The organism is Methylobacterium sp. C33D (assembly GCF_053345825.1).
On the sequence record NZ_JBKFAV010000007.1, the window covers coordinates 161,373 to 179,326 of the forward strand.

A 17,954-nucleotide genomic window follows, 5' to 3' on the forward strand; every position below is an offset into this window, starting at 1 on the left:
GCGCGAGCGGTGCGAAGGAGCCGCCGGGCACGACGGGGGCCTCACACGTGTCTAGCCCGGTGCTCGTCCCGAGCCTCGTCGAGACGACCAGTCACGTCGACCCCAAGCAGGCCTTCGAATTCTGGCGCTGCACGGCCCTGGCGGCGTTCGGCGATATCGACCGGCAGCATCCGCGGGAGCGGTTCTCGGCCAAGCGCCTGACCGTGGCCTCGGCCGGCTGGTCGCTGACCCACACGGTGAGCAGCCCGGTGGAGGTGGAGTTCCGGTCCCGCCACGTCGACCGGAACGCCCGCGGGATGGTGGTGATCGGCCTCGCGCTCGACGGGATCGGCTACCAGGAGCAGAATGGCCGCGGGGCCCAGCTGACTCCTGGCGACATCGGCTTCCTGTCGCGGAACCGACCCTTCGTGGCCGGCACCCAGAGCGCCTACGACGAGGTCCGCCTCGCCGTGCCGCGCGAGATGTTCGAGGCCTTCGTCGGCGACGCCGACGCCTTCGCGGGCCGCAGCCTCGCCCCGCACCCGTCCGGGGCGGAGGTCCGGGCCCGGCTGCGCGGCGTGGCCGACTCGATCGCCTGGATGTCCGCGGACGAGGCGCAGGCGGCGATCGAGGGCGTGCTCCATCTCCTCGGCCACCTCGTCGACGGCGCGGCCCAGCGCGCCGATCCGGAGACGGTCTCGCAGGCGGCCGTCGTCTCGCTCGCCCGCGCCCACATCGCGCGGCGGATGCACGATCCCGACCTGAATCCGCAGGACATCCAGCGCGCGCTGGGCCTGTCCCGGACCAGCCTGTACCGCGCCTTCGCGGAGACCGGCGGCATCGCGGCGGCGATCCGCGACGCGCGCCTCGACCTCGCGCGCCGGCGCCTCGAGGGTCCTCGCCACGACAAGATGCGGATCGCCTCGATCGCCTACGCGTGCGGGTTCACCGACGTGCCGACCTTCAACCGCGGCTTCCGCAAGCGCTTCGGCCTGGCGCCGGGCGACCTCCGGCCCGCCCTCCCCTAGGCGCGGCGCGTCAGCCCGCGGCGGCGAGATCCGCCCGGCCCCGGACCTCGGCGGCGAAATCGAACACCGCGTCCGCGTGGGCGATCGTGGCCGGCCGATGGGCGACGATCACCCGCGTCATCCGCAGGTCCCGCAGGGCCTGGGCGATCACCGCCTCGGTGGCCTCGTCGAGGTGACTCGTGGCCTCGTCGAGGAACAGGATCTCGGGCCGCCGGTAGAGGGCGCGCGCCAGCACGATGCGCTGCTTCTGGCCGCCCGACAGGGTCGAGCCCATGTCGCCGACGAGGCTCTCGAAGCCCATCGGCATGCGGCGGATGTCGTCCAGGATCGCCGCCCGGGCGGCGCACTCGGCGATCCAGCCCGCGTCCGGATGCTCGTCGAAGGCCGCGATGTTCTCGGCGATCGAGCCGGCGAACAGGCCGTCGCTCTGCATCACGCCGGCGATCCGGCGCCGGTAGGATCCGGCCGCGGTGCGGATGTCCTGGCCGTCGGCGGTGACGATCCCCTCGCTGGGCGGCGTCAGCCCCATCATCACCTTCATCAGAGAGGTCTTGCCGCATCCCGAGGGGCCAATGATCGCGAAGCAGGCGCCGGCCCGGACCGACAGCGAGACCCCGCGGAAGATCCAGGGCTCGTCGGCCCCGTAGCGCAGCGCCAGCCCCGCGCCTACGAGCGTTCCGGCCTTCACGGCGACCACCGGGGGCGCCCCCGGCTGCGCCCTGGCGGCGAGATCCTGCTCCTCGGGCTCGCACAGCACGATGTCGGCGAGCCGGTCGGTCTGCACGTCGAGCATGCGCAGCTTGAACCACGCGTCGATCAGGCTGCCGATCCGGGTGGCGAACTGGTCGCGATAGGCCAGGAACGCCACCAGCATGCCGAGCGACAGGGATCCGCCGATGACCGCGCGGGCGCCGAGCACCAGCAGGATCAGCCGGTCGAGGCCGAACAGGAACTCGTTCGCGCGGCCGAACACGAGGTCGAGGCGCTGCAGCCGCAGCCGGGCGTTCAGGGCCGTGACGAAGTGGTTCATCCAGGCGCCGCCGCGCCGCTCGCGCAGGTCGAGGAGCTTGACGCTCGCCATGCCGCGGACCGTCTCAATGAAGTGCGTCTGCTGGCGGGCCTCGGCCACGAGGGCCTCCTCGCTCCCCTCCCGGTACGCGCCGTAGGCGAAGACCCGCAGGACCGCGTTGAGCGCCGTCGAGGCCAGGACCACGGCGACCAGCCAGCCGCCGTAGACCGTCAGCATCACCAGCATGCCGACCGCCATGAGCCCGTCGAGCATGGCCTGGACGAGATCGGTCGTCAGGCCCTTCTGGATGGTGGCGAGGGAGCCGAACCGCGAGATCACGTCGCCGACATGGCGCTTCTCGAAGTAGTCGAGGGGCAGCCGCGACAGGTGGTCGAACAGGCCGGCCGACCACTGGTAGTTCAGCCGGGTCCCGGCCAGCATGATCGCCCAGGTGCGGGCGATGCTGAGGCCGAGCTGGACCAGCAGCAGCAGCGCGAGGCCGATCGCCACCACGAGGAGCAGGTCGTGGTCGGCGTTCACGATCACCTCGTCGATGACGACCTGCGAGGCGATGGGCATCAGGAGGGCGACGAGCTCGATCCCGAGGGAGAGGGCCAGGACCTGGGCCAGGGCGGCGCGGATGCCGGCCATGTTGCGGAACAGGTCGCGCAGCCGCAGGCCCGGGGCGGCCCGCTCCCGCCTGAAACCGGGATTGGGCACCGCCTCCAGGGCGACGCCGGTGAATTCCCGCGAGGCCTCCGCCAGGCTGACCCGGCGCCGGCCGCGGCCCGGATCGTTGATGACGAGGACGCCGCGTTCGACCCGGGTCAGAACCACGAAGTGGTTGAGGCCCCAGTGCAGGATGCAGGGGAGCCGGAGCCGGGGCAGGTCCGTGAGCTCGACGCGCAGGGCGCGGGCGGTCAGGCCCTGCGCGCCGCAGAGGTCGATCAGGTTGCGCAGGGTCATGCCCTTGAGGGACAGGGGATGGCGCCGCCGCAGCGTCGCGAGGTCGATCTGGCGACCGTGATAGGCGAGGACCATGGCGAGGCAGGCCATGCCGCACTCGGCGGCCTCGGCCTGGAGGACGACCGGCACCCGGCGGCGGAGCCCGAAATCCAGCCGGGCGGCGAGGGACGGCGCCGTCACGGGGCGGCCTTCCGGACCGGCAGGGCGTCGAGGCCGCCGCGCGTGACGAGGGCGAGGCTCTCCCGGACATGCGTCACGGGATCGAGCAGCCAGCGGTAGAGCGACCGCTTCTCCAGCGCGATATCGGCCTCGACGCGCATGCCCGCTTCGAGGCTGCGCCGCTCGCCGTAGGCCAGCACGGTGTCGGAATCCGGCCGGACCACGATGCGGTAGAGGTCGGTTCGTTCCCCCCTGGCGGCGGCGCGCCGCGCGAAATCGGGCGCGTCGTCGCTGCCGAGCGGCGCCCGGGTGACCTCGGTGACGACGCCGCGGTGCAGGCCGAAGCGCTGGAAGGGGAAGGCGGCGTAGCGCAGCATCACCGGCGCCCCGGCCTCGGCGAAGCCGATGGCCGACGAATCGACGAACAGGTTGGCCTGGAGGCGCCCGGCGCTCGGCAGCAGGGTCAGGAGCGTCGCCCCGGCCGCCACGGTCTGGCCGACCTGCGCGCGGATCGACGTCAGGGTCCCGGCCTCCGGCGCCCGGACCTCGATGGCGCGGCGCGCCTCGCTCTCGGCTTTCTGCTGCGCCAGCTGGGCGGCGGTCCGGTCGAGGTCGGCGAGGTCGCGGGCCAGCCGGTCGTCGTAGGCGGCGAGCTGGGACTTGGTGTCGGCGAGCCTGCCGTCGATCTGGAGGCGGCTCTGCTGGAACTGCGCCAGCTGCGCGCTCGCCTGCATGTAGAGGTAGTTCTGGCTCTGGAAGTCGGCGGCGCGGGCGTAGCCGCGCGCGACGGCGTCGGCGAGTTCCTCGACACGCGCCCGGAGCGGCGGAACCAGCTTGTCCTGCAGGTCGATCTGCTTGGCGAGCTGGGCCGACTGCTCGCTCAGATTCACCACCTGCTCGCGCAGCGCCTGCCGCTCCGTGCCGGCGAGATCGGCCCGGGCGGTCCGCTGCCGCTCCACGCTCTGGCGCTGCCGCTCCAGCTCGGCGATCACGCGCTCCTGCGTGGGACCGCTCGCCGACACGGCGTCGAGGTCGATCGTGTACAGAAGCTGCCCGCGGGCGACCTTGTCGCCCTCGCGGACACCCGTCGAGCCGACGCGTCCCGCCACCGGACTGGCAAGGCTGATCAACCCGATATCGGGCGCGAGCAGGCCGACGGCGTGGATGCGGCGCGTGTAGGTCCCCTGCCAGGCATAGAGACCGGCCGCCGCCACCATGATCACGCAGGCCAGGGCCACGATGCGGACCGGCAGAGGCTGGATGATCTGCGCCTCGCCCAGCCACGCGTTGCGTCGCGCCTCGATAACTTCAAGTCGAAAAAGCGGACTCGGCACCCGGAGAAAGCAACCTTCCTGAAGGAAACGGACGTATTCGCGAACAACGGGCTCAGCGATCGCCGCCCTACTCGGTCGCATCGCTGGAGTTACATGTCAACACTTGCCGAGGCGGCGAATTTTGAATACTTTTGTATGCGTCAGAACGCCGCAACTTTGACGTAAAATCGAGTAAAAACAGCAAATTAGCGCGAATTTCATCGCTCCCTGTTTTGCGCTGCGAAATCAGGTCATTTTTTGCGATGTTCGATGCTGCGCTGCGAAGACCGCGTCGGGAGAGCCGTGCCGGAACCCCCCGCTCCGCAGCGCGTGAGCCGGCCGGCCGCGCGACGCACGGAGCACAGGTCGCGGAAGGCAAGCCCGGTCAGTTTTTGCGCATCGGCCGATTTCGATCGTCCGCAAACGGTATCGGCCTCTCATGGCCGATTGACACGAAGCACATCTCTGTAATCCTAAAGGCAGGCACCGACGTCCACGGCGCCTCGACGCTACGATCAGGCAATAGATCGAAGCAAAATAACCTTCTTCGTGAATCTCAATCTGGAGAACGATCATGCAGGACAGCATCGATACCGTCCGCGAGCTGAGCGCTGCCGAGCTGGACCAGGTCGGCGGCGGCCTCGGGATCGGCCTCACCGTCGGCCTCGGGGTCGACGCGAGTCAGGAGCTCGGTGCGGTCTCGGGGGTCGTGGGCCAGGTCGGCGGTCTGGTGAGTGGCCTGGTGGGCAGCGTGCTCGGCGCGGTCGGCGGTGTCGTCGGCGGCGTGACCGGCTCCCTGCGCTGACGGTCTGACACCGGGAGGGCGGCCGCGGGGCCGCCCTCCTCCGTCGCGGGGCGTGACCGCGACGACACCGGGATCACGGGCCCGCATGGACAGAGCAGCCGAGAGTTCAGGCGAGAGTTCGGCCGAGACGGTCGCGTACGCCACCAGTGGCAGCACCGGCCATCTCTCCGGCCGTCCCGAGCTGACCTGCTACGCGCCGAGCGACCGCGGCCTCCCGGAGGTCACCTTCGTCGATTTCCGCTTCCCCACCGGCGGGTGGAGCACGCACGCGGTCACCGGCCTCGAGGTCGCCGCCAGCACGCAGCCGGCGGGGGCGCACCACGCGGTCGACTACGAGGTCGCGGCGCGGCTGAGCGAGCGCGAGGGCCTGCTGGTCCGGCGCCCGGGCCTGAACGGCACGACCCGGTGGGCGGGCCCGTATGCCGGCCGCGTCCTCTCCTTCTCGGCCGCCGCCGTCGAGCGGCTCGCCGAGGCGCCGATCGGCCAGATCGCCTTCGCGGCGGACGGGCGCGATCTCCGCGCCTGCCGCAGCACCTGGCACATCCTCGACGCGCTGGCTTGCGCGCACCGGGACGACCCGTCGCCGGACGCGCTGCTGATCGAGAGCCTCCACCTAGCGATCCTGCGCTCGGTCCTGCCCTCGGTCGTGGCCGCGCGCGCGCCGGGCCCGTCGGCGACGCCCGACCTCTCGGCGTCGCAGGCCGGACGGGCCTGCGCGTATATCCGGGAGCACCTGGACCGGGAGATCACCGTCTCTGCCCTGGCCGGCATCGTCGGACTGAGCGAGGGCTACTTCATCCGGGCCTTCCGCCAGACCATCGGGGTCACGCCCTACCAGTACATCATGCGCGAGCGCGTCGGCCGGGCCGAGGCCCTGATCCGCTCCGGCGCGGGGTCGATGGCGGAGGTCGCCGCGCGATCGGGCTTCACGAGCGCCGGCGCTATGAGCCGCACGTTCCGGAAGCTCGTCGGGCGCTCGCCGACCGGGCGCACGGCCGGCCGGCGCGCCTGAGGCCCTACCCGGCGGCCCGCGCCGCCCCCCCGCGGAACAGGGCCTCCATCTCGCGCCGGACGCGGATCGCTTCCTGGCCGGCGTCGAAGGCGACGTCGCTCCAGCGCACGGTCCGGCCCGCGGGCACGTCGTTCCTGAGGACCATGTTGTGGGCGAGCCCGATCGGCAGGGCGTCCTGCGCCAGCGAGTCCGCCGCCGGCATCAGCTTGCCGTACACGGTGAACCCGCCCTCGCCGTCGAGCCGCTCCCCGGCCCGCAGCGCGCGCTTGGCCGTGGCGGCGACGTCGCCGCGCCAGTCGCCCGTCGCCCCCGTGGCCTCGCCGCGGACCGCGATGGAGGCGACCGAGATGCCGAGTTCGAGGCCGATCAGGTGATAGGGCTTGTAGGTCGCGGCGAACCGGCCGCTCGCATCGGTCTTGAGGCCGTACTGCGCGAAGCAGTCGCGCACGTAGGCGCTCGGCGCCTCGAACACCGCGTAGACGCCCCAGCGCAGGTCCCGGAAGACCGGCCGCCCGTCCCGCTCCACCGACGAGACCACCTCGACGGTGCCGCGCTCGGTGAGGAGGCCGCCATCCGCCGCGGGCTTCAGGACGCTCGGCAGGTCGTCGACGCCGCAGGGCGGGAAGGCGAGGCCGTCGCGCGGCGGGGTGAGTCCGCAGGCATTGGCCACGGCGGCCATCTCCAGCGCCGACTTGGTGCCGTCGAGGAAGGAGTTGAACATCTGCGGGTTGAAGTCGCCGCCGGCGACCTGGCTCTCGCTGAAGCCGTAATGGCCCCAGACCGTGTCGGGCGTGGAAGCGTGGTAGGCCGGGAGGTACTTGGTGCCCTTGCCGGCGCAGATCACCTCCAGCCCGATGGTGCGGGCCCAGTCGACCAGCTCGGCGATGAGCGCCGGCTGGTCGCCCGAGGCCATGGAGTAGATCACCCCGGCCTCCGCCGCCCGGCGCGCCAGCAGCGGCCCGGCCAGCACGTCGGCCTCGACGTTGACCATGACGATGTGCTTGCCGTGCGCGAAGGCCTTCAGCGCGTGGCGGATGCCGGCGGCCGGGCTGCCGGTGGCGTCGATGACGATGTCCACGAACGGACTCGCGATCATCGCGTCGGCATCCTCGGTCACGAGGGTCGTGCCGCCGCGCGCGGCCTCCTCCAGCCCCCGCGCGGCGAACCGGGAATCGTCCCAGCCGACCCGGCGCAGCGATTCGCGCGCCCGATCGGGCGACAGATCGGCCACCGCGACGAGGTGGATGCCGGGCGTGCGCGGCGCCTGCGACAGGTACATCGAGCCGAACTTGCCGGCGCCGATCAGGCCGACCCGGACGGGCCGGCCCGCGTCGGCGCGCCGCTGCAGCTTGGCGGAAAGGGACATGGGGCGTTCTCTCCCTGGGTGGGGCGCGGTCGGGATCGGGCCCCGCCGCGCTCGCCGCGTCGTTGGGCGGGGACCTAGCGCGGTTCCCGATGCCGTTGAGGCCCGCAGCATGAAAAGGCGGCGGGTCTGTTCGGGCGACGCGCCGCCCCTCTCCCGTGCGGGAGCGGGGCAGGGCGAGGGATCGGGTCTCTCCGCCTCGGGCCGCCTCGGGCCGCCTCAGGCCACCTCGGCCCGGCTCTCCGCCTCAACGTCGAGGAGCCAGCGCCGGAAGGCTTGGATCTTCTCCAGGGCCCCGTCGCGGTCGCGGTAGCAGATGAAGTGGAGGTCGCGGGTCAGGCTCGCGGCCCGATCGCCGCCGAGGCGCACCAGCTGCCCGGCGGCCAGCTCGTCCCGGGCGAACCGCAGGGTCTCCAGCGCCACGCCGAGCCCCTGGACGGCCGCCGAGATCACCAGCGAGCCCCGGTCGAAGGCCGCGCCCGCCGCCCCGCCCGGGACCGGCAGGCCGTTATGGGCGAACCAGTCCGGCCAGCGGACGGGGCTGAACGACGAGTCGAGCCGCGCGAACGGCCCGATCGTTCCGGCCGCGTCCGGCTGCGCGGCCCGGGCGACCTCCGGCGTGCACAGGGCTGCGATCTCCTCCGGGCCGAGGGACTCGACGGTCAGGCCGGGCCCGCCCGGCGGCCGGCCGTAGGCGATCAGGATGTCGATCGCCTCGTCCCGCCCGAGATCCACCGGGTCGGCGCTGGTGGAGAGGCGGATGGCGATGCCGGGATGCGCCTCCACGAAGGCGGGGAGCCGCGGCCCGAGCCACTTCGCCGCGAAGCTCGGCGTGCAGTGCACGGCCAGCGACGTGGGCGACGGCGGGCCGAGATCGGCGCAGACAGCCTCGATAGCGTCGAAGGCGCTCGAGAGCCCCGCCAGCAGGCGCTGGCCGTCGGCGGTGAGGAGCGCCTGGCGGTTCGCCCTGCGGAACAGGGCGCGCCCGAACCAGCGCTCCAGCGCCCGGATCTGGTGGCTGACCGCCGAGGGCGTGAGGTGCAGCTCCGCGCTGGCGCGGGCGAAGCTGCCCAGGCGCGCGGCCGCCTCGAAGGCCCGCAGGGCGGAGAAGCTCGGGATCCGGCGCATGCGCAATCCGTGAATTGAATTCATGGAAAGCGTGAAAAATCGTCGTTTGTCAACGCGCGGATCCGGCAGGATAGTGCCGGCCGCGGTACGACGGGCGGCCCGGTCCGTACCCCGAGGAGAGGACACGCCATGCTCGACGATCACGCCCACGACGCGGCCGTCGCCCTCGACCTGCCGAACGACGATGCCGGCCGCAGGCGGACCTCGATCTACCAGCCCGAGCAGGCCGGCCTGATCTTCCCAGAGATCCCGGACTTCGCCAGCCACGCCGAGGCGCGGGACTACCGCAAGAAGCACCTCGTGGCCGCCTGCCGCGCCTTCGCGATGCACGGCTTCGACTACGGCTTCGCCGGCCACCTGACGATCCGCGACCCGGAGCGTCCGGAGCTGTACTGGACCAACCCGATGTGCGTGCACTTCTCGCAGGTGCGGATGTCGAACCTGATCCTGGCCGACCACACGGGCCGGGTGGTCGAGGGGCGCCACGCCATCAACCGCGCGGGCTTCGTCCTCCACGCCGCCGTGCACGAGGCGTATCCGGAGGTCATGGCGATGTGCCACGCGCACACGACCTACGGCACCGCGTGGTGCGCCACCGGCCGGCCGCTGGACATGATCAGTCAGGACGCGGCGGCCTTCTACAACAGCCACGCGGTGATCGGCGCCTCGGCGGGCGCCGTGGCGGTGGAGAAGGAGAGCGGCCTGTCGGTCGCCCAGCAGATCGGCCGCAACCGCGGCGTGCTGCACCAAAACCATGGCCTGCTGACGTGCTCGCAGCACAGCATCGACGACGCCGCCTTCTGGTTCATCGCCCTGGAACGGGCCTGCCAGCAGCAGCTCCTGGTCGAGGCCTCCGGCATCAAGCCGCAGCTCCTCTCGGAGAAGACCGCCCGCTACAGCCGCGAGCACGTCGGCAGCGACTATATCGGCTGGCTACACTTCCAGACGCTGTACAACCAGATCGCCGAGACCCAGCCTGACATGTTCGCCTGAGACCAGGGTCGCCCGGTCGCTACGGGCCGGAGCGGTCCGCCGGCCCCCGCCGCCCCTCGTAGCGGGCGCGCGGCCGGATCAGCGTCTCCTGGCGGCCCTGCTCCATGGCGTGCGCGGCCCAGCCGAGGCTCCGGCCGAGCAGGAAGATCGTGAACGGCGCGCTCCGCGGCAGGCTCGCCGTCCGGACGAGCGCCGTCAGCGCGAAATCGATGTTCGGTCGCGCGCCCGTGGCCTCCTCGGCGCAGTCCCGGACGGCGTCCAGCAGGGTGTCGGCGGGCAGGACCGCGCCCAGGGCCGCGGCGCGGACGTCGCCGTCCGGGTAGAGCGGGTGGCCGAAGCCCGGCAGCGCACCGCTCCGATCCAGGCAGGCGCGCACGGCCGCCCTCGGGCCCGTCGCGGCGGCCTCGTCGACGAGCCGCAGCACCGCCGCCGCGGCGCCGCCGTGGCGGGGGCCGGACAGGGCGCTCAACCCGGCCATGAGGCAGGCCGCGATCGGCGCGCCGGTGGAGGCGGCGACCCGGGTCGCGAAGGTCGAGGCGTTCAGCTCGTGGTCGGCCAGCAGCACCAGCGCCCGGCGGACCCGGTCGGCGGTCGCGGCGTCGAGGGACCAGAGCCGCGCGAGGCCGCGATGCAGGGGCGCCCGGCCTTCGGGGATACCGCAGGACGCGGCGAGATGCGCGACGGCGCGGCGCGCGTCGCGGCACAGGCGGTGGTGCCCGCGGCCGAGCGCGGCCTCGGCCTCCTGCAGAAGCCCGGCCAGCGCCAGGAACGGCGTCGCGGCCGCGTCGGCCGGAACGTCGAACAGCGTCGCCTCCGGGCTGTCCCACAGGAGGTCGGCGGTCGCCTCCAGGCTCGCGTCGCGGGCGAACGCCACGGCGTCGCGGCCGCGGTAGATCAGGCTGCCCCGGTGAACGGTGCTGATCGCGGTGACGACCGACGGCTCGCCCCAGGCCATGGCCCCCGCGGCGATCGCCGCGCTGGCGCGGCTCCGGCCGCGCCGGTCGGCCAGCGTCGCGACGTCGGCGGCCCGGTACTGGCTGTGGCGCCCGTCCGGCGCCCGCCGCGCCTCGATCAGCCCGCGGCTGACATAAGCGTAGAGCGTCTGGGCCCGGACCCCGAGGGTGTCGAGGGCTTCGGCGCGGTCCAGCCAGTCCGTCATGTTGATCGGATGTATCAAGATTGATCGATCCGTCGTTGGCCGGCAGCCTGCGCGAAGCAATCAAGGGCCGCGACCATGCGCGAACGACACGCCGACCACGACGCACTGGCATCGATCCTCGCGGAGGCGCTGGCGGCCCTGGCGCTGCCGCCCGAGGTCGGGGACCGGCTGACGGTCACGGGCACCGGGACCCTGCCCGCCTGCTTCCCGGTCACCGCGCTGGCGACGGCGTCGATCGCCGCCGCCGGCCTCGCCGTCTCCGAACTCCTCGGCCTGTCCGGACCCGCGCCCGCCGTCACGGTCGACCGGCATCTGGCCTCGGCGTGGTTCGGCACCTCGGTGCGGCCGCGGGGCTGGACGTTGCCGGCCGCCTGGGACCCGATCGCCGGCGACTACAGGGCGGCGGATGACTGGATCCGGCTGCACACCAACGCGCCCCGTCACCGCGCCGCCGCCCTGGCGGTTCTCGGCTGTCCGGGCGAGCGGGAGGCGGTGGCGGCCGCCGTGGCCCGCTTTTCGGCCGAGGACCTGGAAGGGGCGATCCTGCGCGCCGGCGGCTGCGCCGCGGCGATGCGCGACCCCGACGCGTGGGAGGGCCTGGACCAGGGCCGGGCGGTCCGGGCCGAGCCCCTCGTGGCGCTCGCGGAACGGCCCGTCCGGCTCCCTGCGCCGTGGCGCCCGGACTCGGCCCGTCCCCTCGCGGGGATCCGGGTCCTCGACCTGACCCGCATCCTGGCGGGACCGGTGGCCACGCGCGTCCTGGCCGGCCTCGGGGCCGAGGTCCTGCGGATCGACCCGCCCGGCTGGGACGAGCCGTCCCTGGCGCCCGACGTCACCCTGGGCAAGGTCTGCACGCGGCTCGACCTCCGGCAGGCCGCCGACCGCCGGCATTTCGAGACCCTGCTCGCCGAGGCCGACATCCTCGTGCACGGGTACCGCCCCGACGCCCTGGAGCGGCTCGGCTACGGCGCGGCGCGGCGCGGCGCGCTCAACCCGGACCTGATCGACGTCGCGCTCTGCGCCTACGGCTGGACCGGACCCTGGGCCGGACGGCGCGGCTTCGACAGCCTCGTCCAGATGGCGACGGGCATCGCGGCGGCCGGACAGCGATGGAAACAGGCCGACCGGCCGGTGCCGCTGCCCGTCCAGGCGCTCGACCACGCCACCGGCTACCTGATGGCGGCGGCGTGCGTGCGAGGCCTGATCGCCCGGCAGCGCGACGGGCACGCCGTCACCGCGCGGCTCTCCCTGGCCCGGACCGCGCGCCTGCTCACGGACCATCCCGGCAGCGCGCCGGGGCCCGCCTTCGGCGGATATCGGGACGCGGATTACGCCCCGGAGATCGAGGACACGGCGTGGGGACCTGCCCTCCGCCTGCACGCGCCCGTGCGGATCGCGGGTGCGCCGCTGCGGTGGGATCGCCCGGCCCGCGATCTCGGCGCGACGGAGGCCGCACAAGTCAGACATTTCGGCAGCGCGCGCTGGTCCGGCTCGACGGCCTCTCCGGGAAGCAGAAGTGCTATAAATTGACCAATCGCGGATATGTTTTTGCAGCCTACGCGTGGCGGAACGCTTGACACCGATCTATGTTATCTGGCAATTCGCATTCATGATCTGTAATGCGTTTTGTCGGCGTTTTGAATACTAGGTTTAGAGTATGATTCAATAGTCAGTTATCTTAAAATCGGCACGTATCGACAGAACACCGAAAATAATACCACCGTTTACGTCAAAGCGCACCCGGTTCGCCGAACCCGTCTCGCACTGAGCCAGACGATCCGACACCGAGAAGGATGACGATGAACGAGTCTGCCCCGGGCCACCCCATCCTGCGCGACGTACCGATCGGCATCGCCGCCACCGGGATGCGGCGCGAGACGGACTCGATGGGCGGGATCGACGTGCCGGCGGACCGCTACTGGGGCGCGCAGACCCAGCGCTCGCTCCAGCACTTCTCGATCGGCGACGATCGCATGCCCAAGCGGGTCTACCACGCCTACGGCTACGTCAAGAAGGCCGCCGCCCTGGTCAACGCCGCCGCCGGCCGCCTGGAGGATTGGCGCGCGGGGGCCATCGTCCAGGCCGCCGACGAGACGATCGCGGGCAAGCTCGACGCGCACTATCCGCTCTACGTCTGGCAGACCGGCTCCGGCACCCAGTCCAACATGAACGTCAACGAGGTGCTGTCGAACCGCGCGATCCAGCTCCTCGGCGGTGCGCTCGGCTCCAAGAGCCCGGTCCACCCGAACGACCACGTCAACATGGGCCAGTCGTCGAACGACACCTTCCCGACCGCGATGCACGTCGCCACGGTGCTCGAACTCGACGAGGTCCTGCTCCCCAAGGCGCGGGCGCTGGCCGACGCGATCGACGCCAAGGCCCAGGCCTGGATGGACGTGGTCAAGACCGGCCGGACCCACCTGCAGGACGCGACGCCGCTGACGGTCGGCCAGGAATGGTCGGGCTACGTGGCGCAGATGCGCGACGCGCTGGCCCTCGTCGAGGCGTCGCGCACCGGGCTGTACAAGCTGGCGGCCGGCGGCACCGCGGTCGGCACCGGCCTCAACGCGCCGGAGGGGTTCAGCGCGGAGATCGCCGCCAAGATCGCCGATCTCACTTGCAAGCCGTTCGTCACGGCGCCCAACAAGTTCGCCGCGCAGGGGTCGCTGGACGCCATGGTCGCCGCCATGGCGGCGGTGCGCGGGCTCGCGGTCGCGCTGATGAAGATCGCCAACGACATGCGCTGGCTCGCCTCGGGGCCGCGCTGCGGCCTCGGCGAGCTGCTGCTGCCGGCCAACGAGCCGGGCTCCTCGATCATGCCCGGCAAGGTCAACCCGACCCAGTGCGAGGCCCTGGTGATGGTCTGCATCCAGGTGATCGGCGAGGACAACGCGGTCGCCTTCGCGGGTTCGCAGGGCAATTTCGAGCTCAACGCGATGCGCCCGATCATCATCAACAACACGCTGCACGCGATCCGCGTGCTGGGCGACGCCTGCGAGAAGTTCCGGACCTACTCGGTCGCGGGCACGGAGCTCAACCGGACGCGGATCGACGAGACGGTGAACCAGTCGCTGATGCTGGTCACGGCCCTGTCGCCGGTGATCGGCTACGACCTCGCCTCCAAGATCGCCCACCGCGCCAACGACGCGGGCACGACCCTGCGCGAGGCCGCCCTGGCCGAGGGCGTTCCGGCCGAGCGCTTCGACGCGGTGTGCGATCCCAGGACCATGATCGGCCACGGGCTGGCCGGCGCCTGAAACCCGCCGGGACCGTCCGTCCGGACCCCTCAGCTGAGCGAGACACCATGAGCACGAAGGTCGCCGATCTGTTCGTCCGTGCGCTGGCGCAGGCCGGCGTGAAGCGCATCTACGGCGTGGTCGGCGATAGCCTCAACGGCCTGACCGAGGCCCTGCGCCAGGACGGCTCGATCGCCTGGATCCACACGCGCCACGAGGAGAGCGCCGCCTTCGCGGCCGGCGCCGAGGCGCACCTGACCGGCGCGCTCGCGGTCTGCGCCGGATCCTGCGGACCGGGGAACCTGCACCTGATCAACGGCCTGTTCGACGCGCACCGCTCCCGCGTGCCGGTGCTGGCCATCGCGGCCCAGATCCCCTCCGCGGAGATCGGCCGGGGCTACTTCCAGGAGACGCACCCGCAGAACCTGTTCCAGGAATGCAGTCACTACTGCGAGCTGGTCTCCTCGCCGGCCCAGCTGCCCGGCGTGATCGAGACCGCGATGCGCGTCGCTATCGCCGAGCGCGGGGTCGCCGTGGTGGTGATCCCCGGCGATGTCGGCCTCATGGCCATGCCGGGGAACGCGCCCGAGCTCTCGACCGCATTGGTGCCGCCCCCGCCCGTGGTGCGCCCGCGCGACGCCGACCTCGACGCGCTCGCGGGGATGCTCAACGCGGCCGGGCGCGTGACCCTGTTCTGCGGCCGCGGCTGCGCCGGCGCCCACGGGGAGCTGCTGCAGCTCGCCGAGGCGCTGAAGGCGCCGGTCGTCCACGCGCTCGGCGGCAAGGAGCACGTCGAGTGGGACAATCCCTACGACGTCGGCATGACCGGCCTGATCGGTTTCTCGTCGGGCTACCGGGCGATGCTGGACTGCGACACCCTGCTGCTGCTCGGCACCGGCTTCCCCTACCGCCAGTTCTACCCGAATGACGCCAAGGTCGCGCAGGTCGACCTGCGGGCCGAGAGCCTCGGGCGCCACTGCCGGATCGATCTCGGCCTGATCGGCGACGTCGGGGAGACGATCGCGGCGCTGCTGCCGCGGCTGCAGGCGAAGACCGACCGGGCGCATCTCGACGACAGCCTCGCCCATTACCGCAAGGCTCGCGCCGGGCTCGACGCGCTGGCGGTCGGCAAGCCGGGCGGCAAGATCCACCCGCAATACGTCGCCCGGACGCTCAGCGAGGCGGCCTCCGAGGACGCGGTCTTCACCTTCGACGTCGGCACGCCGACGATCTGGGCGGCGCGCTACCTCGCCATGAACGGCAAGCGCCGGCTGATCGGCTCGCTGAACCACGGCTCGATGGCCAACGCCCTGCCGCAGGCGATCGGCGCGCAGGCGGCCTATCCCGGGCGGCAGATCATCTCGTTCTCCGGCGACGGCGGCTTCGCCATGCTGATGGGCGACCTGCTGACCCTCAACCAGCACAAGCTGCCGGTGAAGATCGTGGTGCTGAACAACGGCACGCTGGGCTTCGTCGAGATGGAGATGAAGGCCGCGGGCTTCCTCGAGACCGGCGTCGAGCTGGTGAACCCGGACTTCGCCGCCATGGCGAGCGGGGCCGGCATCTTCGCCCGGCGCGTCGAGGATCCGGCCGCGCTGCCGGGCGCGATGGCCGAGATGCTCGCCCATGACGGCCCCGCCCTGCTCGACGTCGTCTCGGCCCGACAGGAGCTGTCGATGCCGCCGAAGGTCGGCCTCGAGCAGGTGACGGGCTTCGGGATGTGGCTCGCCCGCGCGGTGATCGACGGGCGCGGCACCGAGATCATCGACCTCGCCAAGACCAACCTCTGGCGCTGAGGCGCCCTTCCGAAGCCGGAGCTCTGCCCGATGATCCGCTGCGTACGCATCTGGACCGGTGACGACGACAATTCCTACTTCGAGGAAGGCGTCATCGACCTGCCCCACGGCGAGCGCGGCGACATCCTCAGCGGGACGACCGACGTGGTCTCGATCTCCTTCCGGGAGACGCAGGCCGGCGGCACCTACGCGTGGCACGCGGCGCCGACCCGGCAGTTCGTCATCACCCTGCGCGGCACCCTCGACTTCCAGACGAGGGCCGGCGCGCACTTCACGATCCGCCCCGGCGACATCCTCATCGCCGAGGACACGGCCGGCTCCGGCCATTCCTGGCGGCTCGTCGACGACGAGCCCTGGTGCCGGGCCTACGTGATCCTCGCCCCCAGCGCCGAGGCCAAGCTCCCCTTCATCCCGAACAAGACCGCCTGAGGAGGGGCCCGATGGCCGACATGAGCTACGACGACGCTCCCGACGTGGTGCTGATCGGCGCCGGGATCATGAGCGCGACCTTCGGCACGATGCTGAAGGAGCTGGAGCCGTCGCTGCGGATCGCGATGTTCGAGACGCTCCACGACTGCGCGCAGGAGAGCTCGCAGGGCTGGAACAACGCCGGCACCGGCCACGCGGCCAATTGCGAGCTGAACTACACGCCCCAGCGGCCCGACGGCAGCGTCGACATCGCCAAGGCCCTGGAGGTCAACACCGAGTTCGACATCTCGCGCCAGCTCTGGGCGCATCTGGTGAGGAAGGGCGCGATCCCGGACCCCCGCGCCTTCATCCATCCCTGCCCGCACATGAGCTTCGTCTGGGGGGCCGAGAACGTCGCCTTCCTCAAGGCGCGCTACGCCGCGATGTCGGCCCACCATTGCTACCACGGCATGGAGTACAGCGAGGACCCGCAGGTCATCGCCGGCTGGGCGCCGCTGATCGTCGAGGGCCGCGATCCCGGCGAGCCGATCGCCGCCACCCGGATCGTCACCGGGACGGACGTCGATTACGGCGCCCTCACGCACCTGCTGGTCGAGCAGCTCGCGGCGCAGCCCGGCTTCGCCGTGCACTACAACCGCAAGGTCGTCGCCCTCGACCGGGTCGACGACGGCCGCTGGGCCGTGACCGTCGAGGACACCTACGACGCCACGCGCCAGACCGTGACGGCGAAGTTCGTGTTCATCGGCGCGGGCGGCGGCTCGCTGCCGCTGCTGCAGGCCTCGAAGATCCCCGAGGGGCGCGGCTACGGCGGCTTCCCGGTCTCGGGGATCTGGCTGCGCTGCGACGTCGACGCGGTCAGCGCGCGCCACCACGCCAAGGTCTACGGCAAGGCGGCCTCGGGCTCGCCGCCGATGTCGGTGCCCCACCTCGACACGCGCATCATCGGCGGCAGGCGCTCGCTGCTGTTCGGGCCCTACGCGGGCTTCTCGTCGCGGTTCCTCAAGCACGGGTCGCTCACCGACCTGTTCACCGCGCTGACGCCGCACAACGTCGTGCCGCTGCTCGACGTCGCCAAGGACAACGTCGCGCTCACCGAGTACCTCGTGGGCCAGGTGCTCCAGAGCTCCGACCACCAGTTCGCGACCCTGAAGCAGTTCTTTCCCAAGGCGCTGAAGCAGGACTGGACGTCGGCGGTCGCCGGCCAGCGGGTGCAGACGATCAAGCCGACCGGCAAGATGAACCCGCTGGAGGAGGGCTACCTGGAATTCGGCACCGAGCTGGTGGCTGCGGCCGACAACTCGATCTGCGCGCTGCTCGGCGCCTCGCCCGGCGCCTCGACGGCGGCCTTCATCGCGGTCGAGGTCCTCGAGAAGTGCTTCGCCGACCGGTTGACGCCGGACGCCTGGCTGCCCCGCCTCAAGGCCGTGATCCCGACCTACGGCATCGACCTCAAGCGGGACGCCGAGGCCTGCCGCCGCAGCCGGGCCGAGACGGCGCCGGTCCTGAGGATCGACAACATCTGACAGCTTCGCGAGGCGCGGTTCCCCGCGCCCCGCCGGCGGACATCTGAGGGTGCGAC

14 protein-coding genes are annotated in these 17,954 nt (G+C 72.0%); 9 read left to right on the forward strand and 5 right to left on the reverse strand.

Annotation, left to right across the window (positions count from 1 at the left end; translation table 11 throughout):
- The first annotated feature begins 47 nt into the window (after positions 1 to 47).
- On the forward strand, positions 48 to 1,007 hold the full coding sequence (locus ACLBXO_RS07455; protein ID WP_447684985.1) for a helix-turn-helix domain-containing protein: 960 nt from the start codon (positions 48 to 50) through the stop codon (positions 1,005 to 1,007).
- A 10-nt stretch (positions 1,008 to 1,017) separates the two neighbouring features.
- On the opposite strand, the gene ACLBXO_RS07460 is transcribed toward ACLBXO_RS07455, so the two are convergent.
- Together ACLBXO_RS07460 and ACLBXO_RS07465 are read right to left on the reverse strand one after the other, a co-directional pair.
- A complete protein-coding gene (locus ACLBXO_RS07460) occupies positions 1,018 to 3,162 on the reverse strand; it encodes a peptidase domain-containing ABC transporter (RefSeq protein ID WP_447684986.1) in 2,145 nt (714 codons plus the stop codon).
- A complete protein-coding gene (locus ACLBXO_RS07465; protein ID WP_447684987.1) occupies positions 3,159 to 4,475 on the reverse strand; it encodes an HlyD family secretion protein in 1,317 nt (438 codons plus the stop codon). Before ACLBXO_RS07465 ends, ACLBXO_RS07460 begins: the two co-directional genes overlap by 4 nt.
- 553 nt (positions 4,476 to 5,028) lie before the next feature.
- Here ACLBXO_RS07465 and ACLBXO_RS07470 point away from each other — a divergent pair.
- Both ACLBXO_RS07470 and ACLBXO_RS07475 read left to right on the forward strand, forming a co-directional pair.
- Positions 5,029 to 5,259 carry a hypothetical protein gene (locus tag ACLBXO_RS07470; protein ID WP_447684988.1) on the forward strand — a complete coding sequence of 77 codons (231 nt, stop codon included), beginning with the start codon at positions 5,029 to 5,031 and terminating at the stop codon, positions 5,257 to 5,259.
- Positions 5,260 to 5,344: 85 nt separating this feature from the next.
- Positions 5,345 to 6,271 (forward strand): helix-turn-helix domain-containing protein, encoded by a 927-nt coding sequence (locus ACLBXO_RS07475; RefSeq protein ID WP_447684989.1) that lies wholly within the window; start codon positions 5,345 to 5,347, stop codon positions 6,269 to 6,271.
- A gap of 4 nt (positions 6,272 to 6,275) precedes the next feature.
- Here the strand turns inward: ACLBXO_RS07475 and ACLBXO_RS07480 are convergent, their stop codons facing one another.
- Both ACLBXO_RS07480 and ACLBXO_RS07485 read right to left on the reverse strand, forming a co-directional pair.
- On the reverse strand, positions 6,276 to 7,637 hold the full coding sequence (locus tag ACLBXO_RS07480; RefSeq protein ID WP_447684990.1) for an NAD(P)H-dependent oxidoreductase: 1,362 nt from the start codon (positions 7,635 to 7,637) through the stop codon (positions 6,276 to 6,278).
- 216 nt (positions 7,638 to 7,853) lie between these two features.
- Positions 7,854 to 8,762, reverse strand: a complete 909-nt coding sequence (locus tag ACLBXO_RS07485) for a LysR substrate-binding domain-containing protein (RefSeq protein ID WP_447684991.1) — start codon at positions 8,760 to 8,762, stop codon at positions 7,854 to 7,856.
- A 129-nt stretch (positions 8,763 to 8,891) separates the two neighbouring features.
- On the opposite strand from ACLBXO_RS07485, the gene ACLBXO_RS07490 reads away from it, so the two are divergent.
- Positions 8,892 to 9,755 carry a class II aldolase/adducin family protein gene (locus ACLBXO_RS07490; RefSeq protein WP_331316715.1) on the forward strand — a complete coding sequence of 288 codons (864 nt, stop codon included), beginning with the start codon at positions 8,892 to 8,894 and terminating at the stop codon, positions 9,753 to 9,755.
- A gap of 19 nt (positions 9,756 to 9,774) precedes the next feature.
- Here the strand turns inward: ACLBXO_RS07490 and ACLBXO_RS07495 are convergent, their stop codons facing one another.
- On the reverse strand, positions 9,775 to 10,914 hold the full coding sequence (locus ACLBXO_RS07495; RefSeq protein WP_447685024.1) for a citrate synthase: 1,140 nt from the start codon (positions 10,912 to 10,914) through the stop codon (positions 9,775 to 9,777).
- A gap of 75 nt (positions 10,915 to 10,989) precedes the next feature.
- On the opposite strand from ACLBXO_RS07495, the gene ACLBXO_RS07500 reads away from it, so the two are divergent.
- From ACLBXO_RS07500 to mqo, 5 genes are all read left to right on the forward strand, one after another.
- Entirely contained in the window at positions 10,990 to 12,444 is a 1,455-nt protein-coding gene (locus ACLBXO_RS07500; RefSeq protein ID WP_447684992.1) for a CoA transferase, read from the forward strand.
- 269 nt (positions 12,445 to 12,713) lie between these two features.
- The gene (gene fumC / locus ACLBXO_RS07505; protein WP_447684993.1) at positions 12,714 to 14,171 is read left to right on the forward strand and encodes a class II fumarate hydratase; all 1,458 of its coding nucleotides are present in this window, start codon (positions 12,714 to 12,716) and stop codon (positions 14,169 to 14,171) included.
- A gap of 47 nt (positions 14,172 to 14,218) precedes the next feature.
- Positions 14,219 to 15,946: a ubiquinone-dependent pyruvate dehydrogenase gene (gene poxB, locus ACLBXO_RS07510; RefSeq protein WP_447684994.1), complete on the forward strand. Its 1,728-nt coding sequence runs from the start codon at positions 14,219 to 14,221 to the stop codon at positions 15,944 to 15,946.
- 30 nt (positions 15,947 to 15,976) lie between these two features.
- On the forward strand, positions 15,977 to 16,375 hold the full coding sequence (locus ACLBXO_RS07515; protein WP_447684995.1) for a hypothetical protein: 399 nt from the start codon (positions 15,977 to 15,979) through the stop codon (positions 16,373 to 16,375).
- Positions 16,376 to 16,386: 11 nt separating this feature from the next.
- Positions 16,387 to 17,898 (forward strand): malate dehydrogenase (quinone), encoded by a 1,512-nt coding sequence (mqo, locus tag ACLBXO_RS07520; protein ID WP_447684996.1) that lies wholly within the window; start codon positions 16,387 to 16,389, stop codon positions 17,896 to 17,898.
- Positions 17,899 to 17,954 lie beyond the last annotated feature (56 nt).